The following is a 16,147-nucleotide window of genomic DNA, read 5'->3' as shown; positions in this document are numbered from 1 at the left end:
TTTCTAAATTCTGCCCATTTAAAATAGGATAGAGCCATACTAACTGTTGAAGAATCAATGATTTTAACAGATCCGAACTCCTTGATTTTATGGTCTATAGATAGTTGATTCATAGCTGTAGCGATAATTTGATTCAACAAAGGGATATATACTTCGAAATTTATGTTATTGTTGTAATTTGATAAAGAGCCAAGACTAACAGGATTTATCAGTTCATTTAGGTCTGAATCAGATTCCATAAAATCATGAATGTCTCTTAAACTATCTAGCTGAGCTAAGTGAAAGTAAATTAGAGCTTTTAAATGATTCTGAGCAATGTAATAGTTAGTATCTAGTAGATAAGTAGATTGTTTCAAGATTTTCCAATCAATTATGTCTAAAAATTTTCCCAAAATAGTGATATAATTAGCCTTAACCAATAGTCAGTACCCCCTCTTGCAAATGTGGTTAGTGGTATAATTATATTAGCAAAGGTTACTGGCTATTTTTATATCTAAATTTATGGTTATAGATTAATTTTATTGGTATTTATGATTTGTCAATGGATTTTATATCCAATTATTGAACACTAGTGATAACATATATCTATTATAAAAATATGGATAAGGACTATCTTCTGATTGGAGTTGTCTTTTTGAAAATATTTATCAGTATTGTTGTGTAAATATTTTGCATTTATACAAACTTGTTACATCAATAATTCTTAGAGATTTATTCTTGACTTTTCGTAATTAATTTTATGCAACACTAGTGTTGATAGATATCTTTTTTAGATGATATTGTAAAATCTGTTATACCATGATTCGATTTTTAATTTATTTTTAATAAGAATTAACAAAAACACTTAAGATCATAAAAAGCTTCTATTTTCTTAAGCTTTTTAAAAACTTTTTAATTATTTGTCAAAAAGTTAATTATAGATAGCGTACAAAAACGATCAAACTTTTTTAAAAAAACAAATAAAATTGAAATGTCAAAAAGCTAAATTTTGATCAAACTTTTTTCAAAATTTAGCTCTTATTTTTTACTGAAAAAACGATACTTCAAACAAGTTTTTGATCAAACTTTTTTCACCACCTACACTTATTTGAACCCAGTGCAGGAATCATGGATGTAGTAGTTGAGAAAATCTATGGTGGGTGGGTGTTTACAAAAATTGAAGATGTGAAAGTGTACGCAACCTCCTATGATTTTAGAGAAAATAATCCAGATTTATATAAAATAGCCGTAAAGATGATAGCTTACTCAGAATATTTAAGGGAACTAAAGCAAAAATGAATTATTTTAACTTTAGTAATTGTAGTTCAAGGTTATAATCATATGATTATAACCTTGAAAAATTTTTGGATTTGGAAACACAATAGGATATTTGTAAATTATAAATCAAATATTTGTTGTTTTTAACGATTTATAAAAACCTCTGTACCATATACTCTTTGATTAGATGCTTTATTAATAACATATATCTTATCTTTATTTTGTTGTGTATCTTCTGTATCAGCATTCAACGTAATTGTCCATTGTCTATTAATAGCTTCATCATATTTAGGGGGAAATTAACTATTTTAGACACAATAATGCCTCCTTTTTTGAGATTCAATAAATTTATTTTATGGAAAAATTTTAATCATCAATTGTAATATTAAATGACATAGCTATAGAATATAAACTATCTTTAGCTTTTAAAGTATAGGTGTCAAAGTTATCAGACACTATATTTCCAACCTCATATAAAGGAAAGTTTATTACAGGTCACATTTTAGGATTAAAATATAAACCTATATTTTTTTGCTGGCCAGCTCCTTGCGTTTTACACTATATATAGATGGCGATAATCTAAAAAAAGTAAACTAAAACATACAAAAATAAAAAAATTTTGTCTGTCTTGGTTTACTTTTTATCATTTTTTAGCATCTATATATAATAAAGAGAAATAAAGATATTTTGGAAGAATACTTAAGAAAACTTTTCTAGGGTATATTTTTTTTACCCTTTCAAACCGAACTATTGTTCGATATAATAGTAAATATATGTTTTCTATTTAAAGTTTATCTAAATTAACCTATTGTGCTAGTTTATATCACTAGAGTTTTAATATTTACTTTTCGCTTATGTAATAAACCTGTTTTTTTATATTGTTTTGAAGGTGAAAACAGGTTTATAAAAATCACTCAAATGAAATATTAAAGCTCTCTAAGGTATTTTATAAACAAAAAATTTAATTAACTAGCACAGGAAGTTAAATTAAGGAGGGATTATATGGCTAAACAAAATCAAGACCACACAAGATTTAATCAAACTCTAGTAAATTATATAAAAAAAACATTATTTTTTGGGAGTAAGGAATTTTATAGAGAATTTGCTAAGAATAGGGATATAGAACTATTAACACTAGATGCTCCAATAACAAGTGAAGGTGATACATATTATATTGATACAATTATAGATCCTTCTTCAGATGTATTGAAGGAAGTTTGTAATCATAGTAAGGATATAAGGGATTATGTGGAGAATAATAAGCTATTACAAGCCATGGACTCTTTAAATGATAAAGAATTATATATACTATATAAGCTGTTTGTAGAAGAGAAGAATGGAGCAGAGCTAGGTCAGGAGCTAAGAGTTAGTAAGCAATATATTAATAAAATTAAAGGACAGGCCTTAAAAAAAATAAGAAATCAATTGAGAAATGAGGTGAGATAATGGAGGATGCCTTTATTAACCTTGTAAGTCAAACGGGTTTTCCCATAGCAGTTACAGCGTTTTTGCTGATACGAATTGAGAAAAAATTAGACCAGCTAAATCAAACTCTTGTACATATGGCAGAGACCTTTTCTAAAAATAACTAGGAGATGATGGTATGGGGGATAATTTAGAAGCTTTATATATGGGGTCAAAAAATGGAGATAAAAGTGATATGTATAAGTTAATACAAGCTTTTGATAAAGATTTAAAAAAGAGAAGTTATATCGGAGGAAGATTCAATGAAGATTTATACCAAGAAATGTGCATTAAGCTGCTAAAATGTATTAAGAAATTTGAATATAGAAGTGCTAGTTGAAGTGTACTACTGTAAAACCATAATAGATTTATAAAACCTAAAAAGCTCCTGTGAGATTCAGGAGCTTTACTCTGCCTTAAAATAGTTTTTAGTGAAATTTAGAAAATGTGTTTTAAATGATGGGATATTAAAATTTTTAACTATATATAAAAATATGGTATAATTGTAATGTTATAGTTTTAATAACTGAGAAACTTGCATAATTAACACTAATAAATTTGAGCTACAATGTGTAGATAGCTTTCTTGACTTTCTCTACTACATTTTGTACTCCAAAATTCTTTAAATGTATTATGCAATACCCTCAACTAGGTAGAGGGGTAAATGTGAAAAACGTTATTAGAGAAAAAAATGATATATAAATTTAACAAGATTGTCTTCTTTAGGTGTAAAGCATTAGACCTTTGACGGAGGTGTTTATGGAAAAAAAATCTATAAATTTATCAAGCATAATGTATTACATAAACTTAGTAGTATTAATATGCAATTTGGTATATTTTTCAATAAACATTACTATATTAAAAAAATTACATGGTTATTTTATAGTGCCTATTATTACATTGGTAGGATTCATTGTTTCAATATATATGAAAAAGAAATTAAAACTATCAGGTATTGAATTATATGTACTAAGGGTAGTACTATTTTTAAATATAATAATTAGTTTATTATTTCTTTTAATATTCAGTTTATTGATATATGGATTAGCTCGAAATATTACTCATTAAGCATATTTAGATTGATGTTAGTATAAAAGAACAGATGATTATCTTAGTGAAAAGAGAAAATATGATATAAAACACCTAAATATTAGTACATTTTACTTGAATTAGATAAATAATATAATAGTAAAAGAGTGTGATAAAACATTTAATCACACTCTTTTAAAGTTCTTTATTGTTTTGTTAAGTTATGTTAGGAAAAAATCTTTCATAACGCTTTCCAATTCTTCAAGGCTTTTGCCATCACATGGAGGCAATTTGAATTGTGTTGCATAAGAGTTATAATATTCAATTGCTGATGAATCTTGAACAAAATCCCATGCACGATTAAGAGCAGCAACAAATGAGTTTCCTTCTCCTTTGCCATTTATGTTTCCCCATTTGTAATAAGGTTCTACATCATACAACTTATGACCTTCAATATCATTAGGGCCCACATAGTTATAAGTTCCCATATTTCTATAGTCATTATTTTCTGTTAATATTGTCCCGAATTGGTTATAAACTGCTTCATGACGTTGGTCTTGAATAGAAACAAATTTCAAGTTAAAAAGACCGTTTTTAGATTCAACAGTATCAAACATATGGAATGCAGCTTTATAGTAAGGAAGCATTTCCCATTGGTCTTTTTCTTTCATTAAATCTTCTAAGGTAGCTGGAGCTTTATTCAGTTTATTACGGAAATAATGAAATTCTTTAAAATCATCTTCAATTATTATTTTCTTTACTGGTCCACCATTTGGACCAGGGCCTTCATGTATAATTTCTTCTCTAATTAAACCAGATTGCTTAATCAATTCATTAAATTTATTACAGAAAGCATCAAAGTTTACAGATAGATTGTATTTTAAATAATCTATTATATCATTATCATGGCTATTAAAATCATGCATCATTTTGTATAATGCAGCTTTGGCTCCAAACTGTGCCTCTACTTGCTCAATTATATTAATATAATCTTTGCCTCCTATAAAGTTTTCAGAAAGTATTGAATATGTAACTACGATCTTAATATTATTGTCTTTTTTAAAATTATAGTAACCAAATCCATAATCCTTTTTAGTAGGAATATTATCCTTGGCAAAAACATACATTCCATAGTTTTCATATTTACCTGTATACCATTTTTTTACTAAATCAGTTATATTAATATCTACAGTCCAAGGAGACTTATCATCAAGATATCCTTGGGCATCACATTGGCTTTCATTAAAATAACTAGAACTTACTTTATTCCATCCATTGGGATTTGTTATTCTATATATACCAATATCTTTATCTTTGGCTCCAATGGACCTAGAATCTGCATTTAATTTTAGAAAGGCTTTGCGTATTAAAATATTTTGTGATTGAAGCAAATGACCAAAATCAACCTTTAAACCTATACCATACTCATGATTGCGATTATCTTTTCCTATCATACGCTCCCTATAGTAAGATTCAATCCCAGTATCTCTTATACCTTTAATTTCTAAATTTAGATCTTCCACCTGTGACCAAAGATATGTTCTATACTTTTCATTATGTGTAGATTCACCACCCTCAATAACAAACCTAAGCGTATGATTTCCTAAAGTTTGCATTGTAAGATATAATTTAGCAGAGTTTTTACTATTTGGAGCTAAAGGTTTTTCAGAATCTGTATCAAGACATTTGTTATTTTCATCATATACAGCTACTGTGTATGATGAGCTTGTATCTTGACCAATATTTTCTACTACAACCTTGAATTTCATTTTTTTACCAATTAAAAACTCACCAGATACCAGTTCTATTGAAGCTATTTTCAAATTAGGCTTTGGTAAACCCATAATTGTCATCTCCTTTTTAAAATTATTTTTTGGTTTGTATAACATTCATCCTGCTTACACACCTTGCCTTTGAGAAAGCTTTAACTGATTAATAGCTCTACATATAAAAAGACACATCTTAAGGCTTAAAATGCAAACCCTTATTTTAAAATTCTTACTGGCCAGCTCCTTGCGTCTTACACTATATATAGATGGCGATAATCTAAAAAAAGTAAACCAAAACATACAAAAAATAAAAAAATTTTGTCTGTATTGGTTTACTTTTTATGATTTTTTAATTTAGTTTTTGTCATTCTATAAAATATTTATCACATATATAGCTACCATTACTAAGTAAGTTAATGGTAATATGTAAATATAGTTTTTATATAAATCTTTAATTTTAACCTCAAAATATTCTAAGGTAAGTACCTGACACATATGAAGTGGTGATATATAATAAAACATAAATCCGCTTACATAAATAAACATAGCATATAAAAGCTTTATATGAGGATTTGGAGCCAGTGGCAAAATCATAGGGTAAAGTATAGCAATGCTTGGTTGTGTAGACGCTAGGGGAAAGGATATTATAGCACATGATATGAAAATCAATAGTTCTACAGGTATACCTTTATCCAATAAGCTATTTAGAAAAATGAAAAGCTTATCAAAATCATTTACAACGTTTTTAAATACCATAATACCTATAATTGCTATTACCATAGATGGTTTGAAGCCTTTATATATGGTTTTAAGAACATTTTCATTAATATTATATTTGTTATCCCTTGATTTATCATATATATTTATAACAATAGATACTAAAATGCCAATAATAAGTGAAATATAAAATGGTAAACTAAAAACTAAAGAACCAAATAAACTTACTAATATTGGTGATGAATATAGAATAAATTCCCTAATAGCCTTAATATATTGATTGATTTCTATTTTTTCAAGCTTTGGTTCGTGGTATTTTCTAAGATAAAAAAAATATCCTAATATATACATAGCTATTGCAATAGGAAATTGAAGCTTCACAAAATCCCATAGATTGTAATTTCCTATCTCAGCAGCCAATATGATTGTTGGAGACAGAGGGAAGAAGAAATATAGAGCATGCCTAAAAATAAGGTTAATTGATGCTCTTATATCCTTTGGAATATTTAGTCTATTTCCAAGCTTGTCTACAACGGGACAAGACATTAAAGCTCCACCAGTAACTAATAGAGTACCAATAATTGCAGGAGCTATTAGTATAGTAGCCTTAGCACTTCGTAGCATTTTTTCAAGGGCTGTAATCATTCTATCTAAAATTAAATATTTTTCCATAAGATGACCAAGGACTGTGATAAGGGCTATAGTAAGAGCTAAAGTAATTGTTGTGGCTTGTGAAAAAGTCTTGAAAAATACATTTATAATATAGCTAAAACTTCTTCCGCTTAATAGAGAAAGAAGTACTGCTCCAATCATTAGTGAGTAACCTATATTTACTTTTTTATTAACTAAAAATAATACTGCGCCCATCGAAATAATTAAAGTTAATACAACCATTTTAATCTCCTTTTCTAACATTGTTTATACTTTACTAAAAAACAACTTACTATATTTATACCATAATTTTATATATAATAGAATATATTAAGGAGATAAATTATTTTTAAGATGGCTTGAAGATTCAAGGCTGTTTTTTGGAAAACTCATTTATGAGAAAGAAAAGCTTATCTATCATAATGTGGTATTTTATGATTAAAAGGGATGTAACAAATATTTGTATGATACATCCCTTTATGGTTTCTTTTATGATCTGTAAGAGGCATTTATCTTTACATAATCATAGCTTAAATCACAGCCCCATGCTTTAGCACTATATTCACCATTCTTTAAATCAACTATTATTTTAATATAATCTTCTAGAAGAATTTCTTTTGCAAGCTTTTCATCAAGGGATAGACCAACACCATTTTTAACCAATTGAATTTTTCCCTTTTTGCTTTCAAAAAATAATTCAACATCCTCAGGGATGAAATCTCCACCAGAATAACCCATAGAGCATAATACTCTTCCCCAGTTTGCATCGCTACCGAAGAAGGCTGATTTTACTAAATTAGAAGTAATAATTGACTTTGCACATAGCTTTGCGTCCTCTTTTGATTTTCCACCTGATAAATTTACTTCAATAAGTTTTGTTGCTCCTTCTCCGTCCTTTGCAATCATTTTAGCCAGTTCAACGTTTACGATATCTAGGGCCGCTTTAAATTTATTATAGATTCCATTATCCATATTTATAATTTTGTTATTAGATTTTCCATTTGCAAGCATGATTACCATATCGTTTGTACTGGTATCTCCGTCTACAGAAATCATATTAAAGGAATCACTTACGCTGTCACTTAAGGCTTTTTGAAGCATTTTCTTGGTTATTGAAGCATCGGTTAAAATGAAGCCCAGCATTGTAGCCATATTTGGATGTATCATACCAGACCCCTTTGCCATTCCACTAATAACTACAGACTTATCATCAATAGTAAATTCTACAGAAACTGTTTTTGTAGATGAGTCGGTGGTGAGTATACCCTTTGAAGCATCTTCAAAGCCAATAGGAGATAAAGTGGAGGCGGCCTCTTTAATCCCTGGTATTATTTTTTCCATAGGCATTGGTACACCGATTATGCCAGTAGATGCAACTAATACTTCATCAGGGGATAAATTTAATTCATCTGCCAATGTACTTATCATATTTAAAGCGTCATCGAAGCCCTTTTCTCCAGTACATGCATTTGCATTACCGCTGTTGACCACTATAGCCTGAGTATTATCATTATTTATATTTTTCATATTGATTTGAACTGGAGCAGCCTTAACCTTATTGGTAGTAAAGGTAGCAGCCGAAACGGCCTTGGTTTCGCTATATATTACACTTAAATCCTTCTTGGATTTGTCCTTCTTTATACCACAATATACACCAGCAGCCTTAAAGCCTGAAACAGGAATGAATTCATAATATTTTTTCATACCAATAGCCCCTTTCAAAAACTATTTTATTTTATATTTTGATTTAACACTTTATTTTGAAGACCCAAAAGAAAGTCCCAAATACTTGCAACTTGTAACTTGCAACTTGGAACTTGCAACTTAAAGCTTAAAATGCGTCGAAGACGTCTTTGTCCTACGGTATCATGGATGGGAAATCTAATCCTTCCCATTCATCAAAACCAAACATTATATTCATATTTTGAATGGCTTGACCTGCTGCTCCCTTAATCAAATTGTCTATAGCAGAAACAACAATTACATTGTTAGTTCTTTTATCAAAGCTAAGACCTATATCGCAGAAATTTGAACCCTTTACCCATTTAGTTTCTGGAATATCTTCAGTTATTCTTATGAAATAGTCCTCAGAATAAAATTCTTTATATATTTCTTGCAGATCACCTAATGAAACATCTTTACTAAGCTTACCATAGCAGGTAGCTAAGATTCCCCTGTTCATTGGAATAAGATGGGGTGTAAATAGTATATTAGTATTTTCTTCATTTAAATTAAAAAGCTCTTGTTCAATTTCTGGAGTATGTCTGTGTTTACCGATCTTATAAGCTTTAACAGATTCATTACATTCACAGAATAATGTATTATTATTTAAAGACCTTCCAGCTCCAGATACTCCTGATTTTGCGTCGATTATTATTGAATTAGCTTGTAGAAGATTATTTTTTATAAGTGGAGCGGTAGCTAATATACTAGCTGTTGGATAACAGCCAGGATTAGCAATAAGCTTAGCATGCTTTATAAGCTCTCTATTCATTTCCGGTAATCCATATACAGCTTCCTTAAGCAGTTCATTACTTATATGTTTTAAACCATACCATTCTTCATAGACTTTATGATTTTTTAATCTAAAATCAGCTCCCAAGTCTATTACCTTGATGCCTTTTGAAATAAGATCCTTTGCAATGTCCATGGACTTTCCATGGGGAAGAGCAATAAAAACTATATCAGTGGAAGGTAAATAATCATACATTTCTTGTATGTTTATACATGTATCATGTATATAATTTCTATAATTATTATACACATATGAATATTTATTATTTGAAAAAGTATGGGAAGCTAAAAAGGAAATTTCTATTTTTTTATGATTGTTCAAGAACCAAACTAATTGTTGACCTGCATAACCTGTGGAACCTATAACTCCAACCTTCATAAAATCATCACCCCAATAATATTCGTTTAGAGATTATTATACACAACAAGTAATAAATATGCAATAAATTTTAAATAAATATTGAATTTTTATTAATATTTAAGTATAATTATTAATAATTATACAGTAACTTCTATAAAAGGCTGGTGGGAATATGGAAATGATACAACAAAAAATAAGGGTTCTAATAGAGGCTTTACCTTATATAAAGAAATTCAATGGTAAAACCTTTGTAATTAAGTTTGGTGGAAGCATAATGAAAAATGAAGAAGCTAAAAAGGCTTTTATACAAGACATTGTGCTAATGAAGCTAATAGGAATTAATTTAGTAATTGTCCATGGTGGAGGGCCTAATATATCTGAAAGCCTTAAGGCTTTAAGAAAAGAAAGTAGATTTATAAATGGATTAAGGGTAACGGATAAAGAAACCATGAATATAGTTGAAATGGTTTTAGCAGGACAAGTAAATAAAGAAATAGCCTTTGAGATAAATAATCAAGGGGTTAAAGCAATAGGTATTAGTGGTAAAGACGGAAGACTCATTAGAGCTAAAAAAAAATATATATATGAAGGTGATAAAAAAATTGATATAGGCTTTGTTGGAAATGTAGAAGAAATAAATGTAGATTTTTTATATGATTTGATAGAAAAAGAGTATATTCCAGTAATTGCACCAACAGGATTTGATGATAGGGGAGATAGCTATAATATAAATGCCGATTATGTAGCTTCGGCTATAAGCTTAGCTATAAAGGCAGAAAAAATGATATTACTTACGGATATAGAGGGATTATATAAGGATATTAATGATAAATCTACATTTATATCACAGCTAAGCATAAGTGAAGCAAAGGAATTAGTTTCACAGAGAATAATAGATGGAGGAATGTTGCCTAAGCTGGAATGTTGCATATCAGCCATAGAAAATGGAATAAAAGCTATTCACATGATAGATGGAAGAAAAAAGCACAGCTTGCTGCTTGAAATATTTACTGATAAAGGAATTGGAACAATGATAAGAGGAGGAGAGCAATAAAATGAAGAAAAATTATCAAATGGAAGCATATTCTAGATTTAATGTAGTTTTTGAAAAGGGATTAGGAACAAAGCTATATGATATAAATGGAAAAAAATATTTAGATTTTGTGGCAGGGGTTGCAGTAAATTGTTTAGGACATTGTCACCCGTCGATTATTGAAGCCTTAAATGAACAAAGTCAAAAGCTAATACATGTTTCAAATCTTTATTGGACGCCTACCCAGAATCAGTTGGCTAAAAAGCTGATATCTCTTAGTGATCATAATACAGTATTTTTCTGTAACAGTGGAACAGAGGCCAATGAAGCTGCTATAAAAATAGCAAGGAAATACGGAAAGCTTAATGGTGTAGCAGAAAAATATGAAATTATAACAATGGAAAATTCGTTTCATGGTAGAACAATGGGAGCATTAAGTGTTACGGCTCAACCTAAATATCAGAAGTATTTTATGCCTATACTTGAGGGCATAAAAAGTGTGAGATTTAATTATATAGATGACCTTAAAGAAAGTGTTTCTGAAAAGACCTGTGCAGTTATAATAGAGCCGATTCAAGGTGAGGGTGGTATAATTAGGGCTGATAAGGAATTCTTATTAAAAGCAAAGGAATTGTGTGAGAAAAATGATGCACTTCTTATATTTGATGAAGTTCAATGTGGTATAGGAAGGACAGGAGATTTATTTGCCTATCAGAGCTTTGGGGTAGTTCCCGATATAGTTTGTCTAGCTAAGGGACTTGGAGGAGGTTTCCCTATAGGGGCGGTATTAGCCAATAAAAGAGCTTCTGTATTTAAACCTGGAGATCATGGGTGTACCTTTGGAGGCAATCCGTTAGGCTGTGCTGTATCCCTAGCTGTACTGGAGGAATTAATAGATAACAAGGTTATAAATGGAGTCAAGGAAAAGGAAAAAATCTTTAAAGAAGAAATCGAAAAGCTTATGAATAAATATAGCTTTATAAAGAAAATTGATGGAAAGGGACTAATGTTAGGTATTCATTTAGATATAGAAGCTAAGAAGGTAGTCAGTAAAGCCTTTGATAAAGGGCTTTTAATAGTAGGAGCAGGCAATAACGTGGTTAGAATAGTGCCTCCTCTTAACATAACAAAAGAAGAAATTAATGATGGAGTGCAAATACTTAAAGAGGTTTTTGAGGAGTTATCCTAGCTTAAAGGATATTAACTTCAAGTTATAAGGGCGAAGTTCTGGAATATAGGTTTTTTTTAAGTTTCTAAGAATTACTGTGATTCTTAATTTCAGCCTATACTTAAAAGACCCACTCTAAACGAAATTTTAATCTAACAACCCATCGACAGACGTCTTTGTCCTTGCTAAGGAACTCAAACTTTTTTGTGTAAGAAATTGCATAGTTAAAACAGAGTAAAATAATGGGCTATTAAGGAAAACTAAAACTATTACCAGTAAAATATGATGCAAATTGTTTTCTTTTAAAACTTATTAGAAAGACCCTAATATTCGCAACTTGGAACATGGAACTTGGAATTCAAAATGTGCCCTACGGGCGCCTTTGTTCTATGAAGGGAGAGGTAATTATGATGTCGGTATTAACGCATGATATGTTAGACATGGCTGATATTAATGGTATATTGAATTTGTATAAGGATGGATATGTTCATATAGAACCAAATATAAAAAAAGTATCAATAATAAATTTAGGTATAGAAAAAAAGGATATAAAAGCCATTTCAAAATTTAATTATAGTATTAATATATTTAGCAGCAATTTTAATCTAAAACATATTCTATCCATAAATAGTGATGTATGTATATTATGGGGAGGAAAAAAGGAAATTGAAGATATAAGTTATTTAGTAAAAAAGGTAAAGCAACTCATAGGAAAGAAAAACTTGATTGGAATAGGTGTAGGGCAAAAAGTCTTAGAGGCTGCCTGTAAGGACATAAATGAGGATAAGTGGAAAAAAGTAAATGAAGGTAAAAAGCATTGCAAATATATGATATACTGCATGGATATTATTGATTTGCTTGAAATTAGTGAAATAATATAATAATAGGGAATCCTTAAAAGAGGATTCCTTTTTAATATTTTAAGTACAATAAAGGTTTTTAAAATATAATATAGAATATAATTCTAAAGATATTAATAATTGTGGAGGAGATTATGATAATAGAAACTGAATTATTTTATGGGTTGATATTACTTACAATTATAATTCATTTTGTAGATACTTTATCCTATTCCGTTAGATTGAATTCTGTAAAAAATGGTAATTTTGCTTTATCTCTTTCACTTTTCAATTTAATAGTTTTAGTTTCAAGAACTGCTAATACTTTTCAAGGACCATTGATTGGAAAGATGATTGATAACAGTATAAAAATGAACTATGACCCAATTATATATGTAAGACAAGTTGTTTTTGCTACCACTGCAGGAACTATATTAGGTATTGTATTTATACCAACATTTTTGAAGATATTTGCTAAAGCTGTATCAAAACTTGAGGTTACGGGTTCAGTACCCAGCTTGGTTGTACAGTCATTAAGCAAAGGAAATATTAAACGTATAGCAAAAAATGTAATTAGACCAAAAAGAAGAATGTTAAAGGGGATAAGATTAAAGGATATACCTAAAAGGCTATTATTATTAAATGTTCTTATAACTGGAGTATATACTATTGGTATATTATCTGCATATTATTCTGCTATCTATGTTCCAGAAAACAGATTGGCAGCTTCAGCTTCTTCGGGAATGATTAATGGTATTGCAAGTATTCTATTGACACTATTTATAGATCCAAAGACTGCTTTAATAACCGATGAAGCATACAGAGGTAAAAGAGAATATGGAGATGTAAAGGCGTTAGTTGTGGTGCTAATTGCAACTAAGTTAATAGGAACCCTATTAGGACAGCTGTTGCTGGTGCCAGCAGCAAGGCTTATAGCATTTCTATATAGCTAGTTATAGAATTTTCTTCTTCTCACTCTAGTATTTTAGATTTTCCTTTTTGAAGATTTTCACAGTTGTAGTATTATGGTAAAATATAGAATTGAGGGGATAAATGAATAGTATAAGAATTAAAAAGTTTAAACTTGAAATATATGCACCTCAAGAATATATAGTTCGTCTTATAAATACACTTAATAAAGCTGTAGTTTATGATAATGTAGCTTCTGTAACAGAAGCAATTGGTTATTGGAGACCATTAGAAAATAATAGTCTATTTAATGGAAAAAAGAATAAGATTTACAAAGAAAATGGAGGGGGAAACAATGTATGAATGTATTATTTTTGATGTAGATGGTACATTAATTAATACTGAAAAAGCAATAATAGGATCATTACAGAGAATGTTAAAGGTTGAGTTCGGTAAAGAGTTTAGTGAAGAAGAATTACTGTTTACTCTAGGAATTCCAGGAGAAAAGGCTCTATCACAATTAGGAATAACCGATATCAAAAAAGGCATGGAAGGATGGGCTGAGCATTTAAAGGATTTTTTTATGTATATAGAACTGTTTAGTGGAATAGAAGAAGTTGTTAAAACTTTAAATGAAATAGGAATTAGAACTGGTATAGTTACCTCTAGAATTGACGAAGAAATTAAAAATGACTTAGTACTTAAAAAGCTAATAGATTATTTTTCTTTGGTTATTTGTGCTGATGATACTTTGAAGCATAAACCTGAGCCAGAACCCTTATTAAAATTTTTAGAAATAACTGAAGCTAATCCTTCAAAGGCCATTTATATAGGAGATACAATCTATGATTTTAAATGTGCTCAAGGTGCGGGAGTGGATTTTGGTCTAGCTCTATGGGGGGCTAAAAGCACTGAAGGCATAAAAGCTAAATATAACTTTAAAAATCCCAATGAAATTCTTGAAATTTTAAGCTCAGCACAAACAATTTAAGATTTATTATAGATATTCCAGTAAAACAGTTAATTTATACATGTCCCAAATGCCCAGAAGCATTGCATATTTGTACATGTATAAATTAAGTTTTACTATGTAAATTCTATATAAAAGAAAAATTAGATAATTTATATATCTGAGGAAAATATATTTAGGAGATGAAAAAATGAAAGTGATTATTGAAAGTAAAAAAAATTCTAATATCCCAACCCTTGAGATATATAGTGAAAATACTTTTGAAAAAAGACCTCTAGTTTTTATAATGCATGGACTGGGAAGCTCAAAGGAACGGAATGTAGAATATGGGTATAGATTAGTACAGCAAGGATTTTTTGCAGTATCCTTTGATGCCTATATGCATGGAGAACAAGGAACAGAAGAATTTAAAAAACTAGGTTATATGGAAAAATTCATGAGAGTATTTGATGTTGTAGAGGAGACAACAAAATATATAGATACAATGATAGAAGCCTATAAAGATGATAAAAGAATAGATGCTGATAGAATCGGTCTTGTTGGAATATCCATGGGTGGTTTTATTATTTATAACTATTTAGCTAATAATAAGAGGGATAACATAAAGGCGGCAGTTCCAATAATTTCTTGCCCATATTGGAGCAGTAATGCTAAAGAATTTGTAAAGAAGAACCCTGAAGGAAGAAAATATATACATAAAGAAGACTATGAATATATTGAAAGTATAGAACCTATAAATTCACTCAAAACTATGAAAGATTTCCCTTTATTAATGTTAAATGGAGTAAAAGATGAACTTATTTCTATTAAGGTTGTTAGAGAATCCTTTGATATGTTAAAGGGAAATTACTCAAATAAAGATAGAATAAAGCTTATAGAATATCAAGATGCAGGTCATGAAAGGGCAGGAGGCATGATTATTGATGCTTGCAAATGGTTAAAAGAGTTTTTGTAATTCAACTGATTGTGCTGCTTTTTATTGGGGAAATTTTTATATCCCCTTTTTCCCCAGTAGTAAAATGGGTTAAGTTATTAAATAATTTAAGGTATTGATTAAGTATGATCAGCAAAATTAAAAATTTACTTGTGGTTTTTTTGTTTTCTTATTAGTATTTACAGTGTGTTTACTAAGAGGGGTGTTTTTATATGACATGAAAGATAAATATGCAGAAACTTAGTGTAAAATTATTGTAGGAAAAAAATAAAAAGAGAATAGCTTCTTATGTTAAGATGGAAGTGTATAAGCAACACATCAAAACATATGAAAGGAGCTATTCTCATGAATAATATTATACAGGAAATTATGACAAAAATCATTAAAGATAACAATAAAAATATGGAAAAACTATTTACAGAGCATAAGGACATTTCAAGATATATTTTAGATACTAAGAAAATGCTTGATGAAATAGGAATAGCTATAGTAGAAGAAGCATTGAAGATATGTGATGAAATTATAAAAGAAT

18 protein-coding genes are annotated in these 16,147 nt (G+C 29.2%); 13 read left to right on the top strand and 5 right to left on the bottom strand.

Annotated elements, in window-relative coordinates; translation table 11 throughout:
* The coding region (locus tag BUB36_RS19485; RefSeq protein WP_131821314.1) for a DUF4372 domain-containing protein at positions 1 to 419 on the bottom strand (419 nt) is incomplete at its 3' end.
* Positions 420 to 1,107: 688 nt separating this feature from the next.
* Between BUB36_RS19485 and BUB36_RS19840 the strand changes: the two genes are divergently transcribed.
* From BUB36_RS19840 to BUB36_RS16355, 5 genes are all read left to right on the top strand, one after another.
* Positions 1,108 to 1,278 (top strand): hypothetical protein, encoded by a 171-nt coding sequence (locus tag BUB36_RS19840; protein WP_165613124.1) that lies wholly within the window; start codon positions 1,108 to 1,110, stop codon positions 1,276 to 1,278.
* Positions 1,279 to 2,259: 981 nt separating this feature from the next.
* Positions 2,260 to 2,703, top strand: a complete 444-nt coding sequence (locus BUB36_RS16370) for a sigma factor-like helix-turn-helix DNA-binding protein (RefSeq protein WP_073152761.1) — start codon at positions 2,260 to 2,262, stop codon at positions 2,701 to 2,703.
* Positions 2,703 to 2,849, top strand: coding sequence for a YvrJ family protein (locus BUB36_RS16365; protein ID WP_084112097.1), 147 nt, complete (start codon positions 2,703 to 2,705; stop codon positions 2,847 to 2,849). The genes BUB36_RS16370 and BUB36_RS16365 overlap by 1 nt, the downstream gene beginning before the upstream one ends.
* Positions 2,850 to 2,860: 11 nt before the next feature.
* Entirely contained in the window at positions 2,861 to 3,061 is a 201-nt protein-coding gene (locus BUB36_RS16360) for a helix-turn-helix domain-containing protein (RefSeq protein WP_073152759.1), read from the top strand.
* Between the two features lie 419 nt (positions 3,062 to 3,480).
* Positions 3,481 to 3,789: a hypothetical protein gene (locus BUB36_RS16355; RefSeq protein ID WP_073152756.1), complete on the top strand. Its 309-nt coding sequence runs from the start codon at positions 3,481 to 3,483 to the stop codon at positions 3,787 to 3,789.
* Positions 3,790 to 3,971: 182 nt separating this feature from the next.
* On the opposite strand, the gene BUB36_RS16350 is transcribed toward BUB36_RS16355, so the two are convergent.
* The 4 genes from BUB36_RS16350 to argC all read right to left on the bottom strand — a co-directional run bounded on the left by BUB36_RS16350 (position 3,972) and on the right by argC (position 9,780).
* Positions 3,972 to 5,594, bottom strand: a complete 1,623-nt coding sequence (locus tag BUB36_RS16350; protein WP_073152754.1) for a DNRLRE domain-containing protein — start codon at positions 5,592 to 5,594, stop codon at positions 3,972 to 3,974.
* 294 nt (positions 5,595 to 5,888) lie between these two features.
* Complete coding sequence (locus BUB36_RS16345) at positions 5,889 to 7,130, bottom strand: DUF401 family protein (protein ID WP_073152751.1); 1,242 nt, start codon at positions 7,128 to 7,130, stop codon at positions 5,889 to 5,891.
* A gap of 246 nt (positions 7,131 to 7,376) precedes the next feature.
* Positions 7,377 to 8,591, bottom strand: a complete 1,215-nt coding sequence (gene argJ, locus BUB36_RS16340) for a bifunctional ornithine acetyltransferase/N-acetylglutamate synthase (protein ID WP_073152748.1) — start codon at positions 8,589 to 8,591, stop codon at positions 7,377 to 7,379.
* 154 nt (positions 8,592 to 8,745) lie between these two features.
* A complete protein-coding gene (gene argC / locus BUB36_RS16335) occupies positions 8,746 to 9,780 on the bottom strand; it encodes an N-acetyl-gamma-glutamyl-phosphate reductase (protein WP_073152745.1) in 1,035 nt (344 codons plus the stop codon).
* A 154-nt stretch (positions 9,781 to 9,934) separates the two neighbouring features.
* Between argC and argB the strand changes: the two genes are divergently transcribed.
* The 8 genes from argB to BUB36_RS16295 all read left to right on the top strand — a co-directional run.
* Positions 9,935 to 10,816, top strand: a complete 882-nt coding sequence (argB, locus tag BUB36_RS16330) for an acetylglutamate kinase (protein WP_106406527.1) — start codon at positions 9,935 to 9,937, stop codon at positions 10,814 to 10,816.
* 1 nt (position 10,817) lies between these two features.
* On the top strand, positions 10,818 to 11,984 hold the full coding sequence (locus tag BUB36_RS16325) for an aspartate aminotransferase family protein (protein WP_073152742.1): 1,167 nt from the start codon (positions 10,818 to 10,820) through the stop codon (positions 11,982 to 11,984).
* A gap of 386 nt (positions 11,985 to 12,370) precedes the next feature.
* Positions 12,371 to 12,844: a hypothetical protein gene (locus BUB36_RS16320; RefSeq protein ID WP_073152739.1), complete on the top strand. Its 474-nt coding sequence runs from the start codon at positions 12,371 to 12,373 to the stop codon at positions 12,842 to 12,844.
* 113 nt (positions 12,845 to 12,957) lie between these two features.
* On the top strand, positions 12,958 to 13,755 hold the full coding sequence (locus BUB36_RS16315) for a lipid II flippase Amj family protein (RefSeq protein WP_084112094.1): 798 nt from the start codon (positions 12,958 to 12,960) through the stop codon (positions 13,753 to 13,755).
* 100 nt (positions 13,756 to 13,855) lie between these two features.
* Positions 13,856 to 14,074, top strand: a complete 219-nt coding sequence (locus BUB36_RS16310; RefSeq protein WP_084112093.1) for a hypothetical protein — start codon at positions 13,856 to 13,858, stop codon at positions 14,072 to 14,074.
* Positions 14,067 to 14,702: an HAD family hydrolase gene (locus tag BUB36_RS16305; protein WP_073152737.1), complete on the top strand. Its 636-nt coding sequence runs from the start codon at positions 14,067 to 14,069 to the stop codon at positions 14,700 to 14,702. Before BUB36_RS16310 ends, BUB36_RS16305 begins: the two co-directional genes overlap by 8 nt.
* A gap of 169 nt (positions 14,703 to 14,871) precedes the next feature.
* Entirely contained in the window at positions 14,872 to 15,636 is a 765-nt protein-coding gene (locus BUB36_RS16300; protein ID WP_073152734.1) for an alpha/beta hydrolase family protein, read from the top strand.
* A gap of 324 nt (positions 15,637 to 15,960) precedes the next feature.
* On the top strand, positions 15,961 to 16,147 hold a 187-nt coding region (locus tag BUB36_RS16295), incomplete at its 3' end, for a hypothetical protein (protein WP_131821313.1).

The organism is Paramaledivibacter caminithermalis DSM 15212, from assembly GCF_900142245.1.
GTDB lineage: Bacteria > Bacillota > Clostridia > Peptostreptococcales > Caminicellaceae > Paramaledivibacter > Paramaledivibacter caminithermalis.
Note: the sequence above shows the minus strand (reverse complement) of the source record. Positions and strands in the feature narration are given on the sequence as shown.

What these genes read in the sequence shown, in the direction of transcription:
- BUB36_RS16350 (WP_073152754.1), bottom strand. Translation starts at nt 5,594, where the DNA reads ATGGGTTTACCAAAGCCTAATTTGAAAATAGCTTCAATAGAACTGGTA.
- BUB36_RS16300 (WP_073152734.1), top strand. Translation starts at nt 14,872, where the DNA reads ATGAAAGTGATTATTGAAAGTAAAAAAAATTCTAATATCCCAACCCTT.
- argC (WP_073152745.1), bottom strand. Translation starts at nt 9,780, where the DNA reads ATGAAGGTTGGAGTTATAGGTTCCACAGGTTATGCAGGTCAACAATTA.
- argB (WP_106406527.1), top strand. Translation starts at nt 9,935, where the DNA reads ATGGAAATGATACAACAAAAAATAAGGGTTCTAATAGAGGCTTTACCT.
- BUB36_RS16365 (WP_084112097.1), top strand. Translation starts at nt 2,703, where the DNA reads ATGGAGGATGCCTTTATTAACCTTGTAAGTCAAACGGGTTTTCCCATA.
- BUB36_RS16305 (WP_073152737.1), top strand. Translation starts at nt 14,067, where the DNA reads ATGTATGAATGTATTATTTTTGATGTAGATGGTACATTAATTAATACT.
- BUB36_RS16345 (WP_073152751.1), bottom strand. Translation starts at nt 7,130, where the DNA reads ATGGTTGTATTAACTTTAATTATTTCGATGGGCGCAGTATTATTTTTA.
- BUB36_RS16315 (WP_084112094.1), top strand. Translation starts at nt 12,958, where the DNA reads ATGATAATAGAAACTGAATTATTTTATGGGTTGATATTACTTACAATT.
- BUB36_RS16310 (WP_084112093.1), top strand. Translation starts at nt 13,856, where the DNA reads ATGAATAGTATAAGAATTAAAAAGTTTAAACTTGAAATATATGCACCT.
- BUB36_RS16325 (WP_073152742.1), top strand. Translation starts at nt 10,818, where the DNA reads ATGAAGAAAAATTATCAAATGGAAGCATATTCTAGATTTAATGTAGTT.
- BUB36_RS16355 (WP_073152756.1), top strand. Translation starts at nt 3,481, where the DNA reads ATGGAAAAAAAATCTATAAATTTATCAAGCATAATGTATTACATAAAC.
- BUB36_RS16320 (WP_073152739.1), top strand. Translation starts at nt 12,371, where the DNA reads ATGATGTCGGTATTAACGCATGATATGTTAGACATGGCTGATATTAAT.
- BUB36_RS16360 (WP_073152759.1), top strand. Translation starts at nt 2,861, where the DNA reads ATGGGGGATAATTTAGAAGCTTTATATATGGGGTCAAAAAATGGAGAT.
- argJ (WP_073152748.1), bottom strand. Translation starts at nt 8,591, where the DNA reads ATGAAAAAATATTATGAATTCATTCCTGTTTCAGGCTTTAAGGCTGCT.
- BUB36_RS19840 (WP_165613124.1), top strand. Translation starts at nt 1,108, where the DNA reads ATGGATGTAGTAGTTGAGAAAATCTATGGTGGGTGGGTGTTTACAAAA.
- BUB36_RS16370 (WP_073152761.1), top strand. Translation starts at nt 2,260, where the DNA reads ATGGCTAAACAAAATCAAGACCACACAAGATTTAATCAAACTCTAGTA.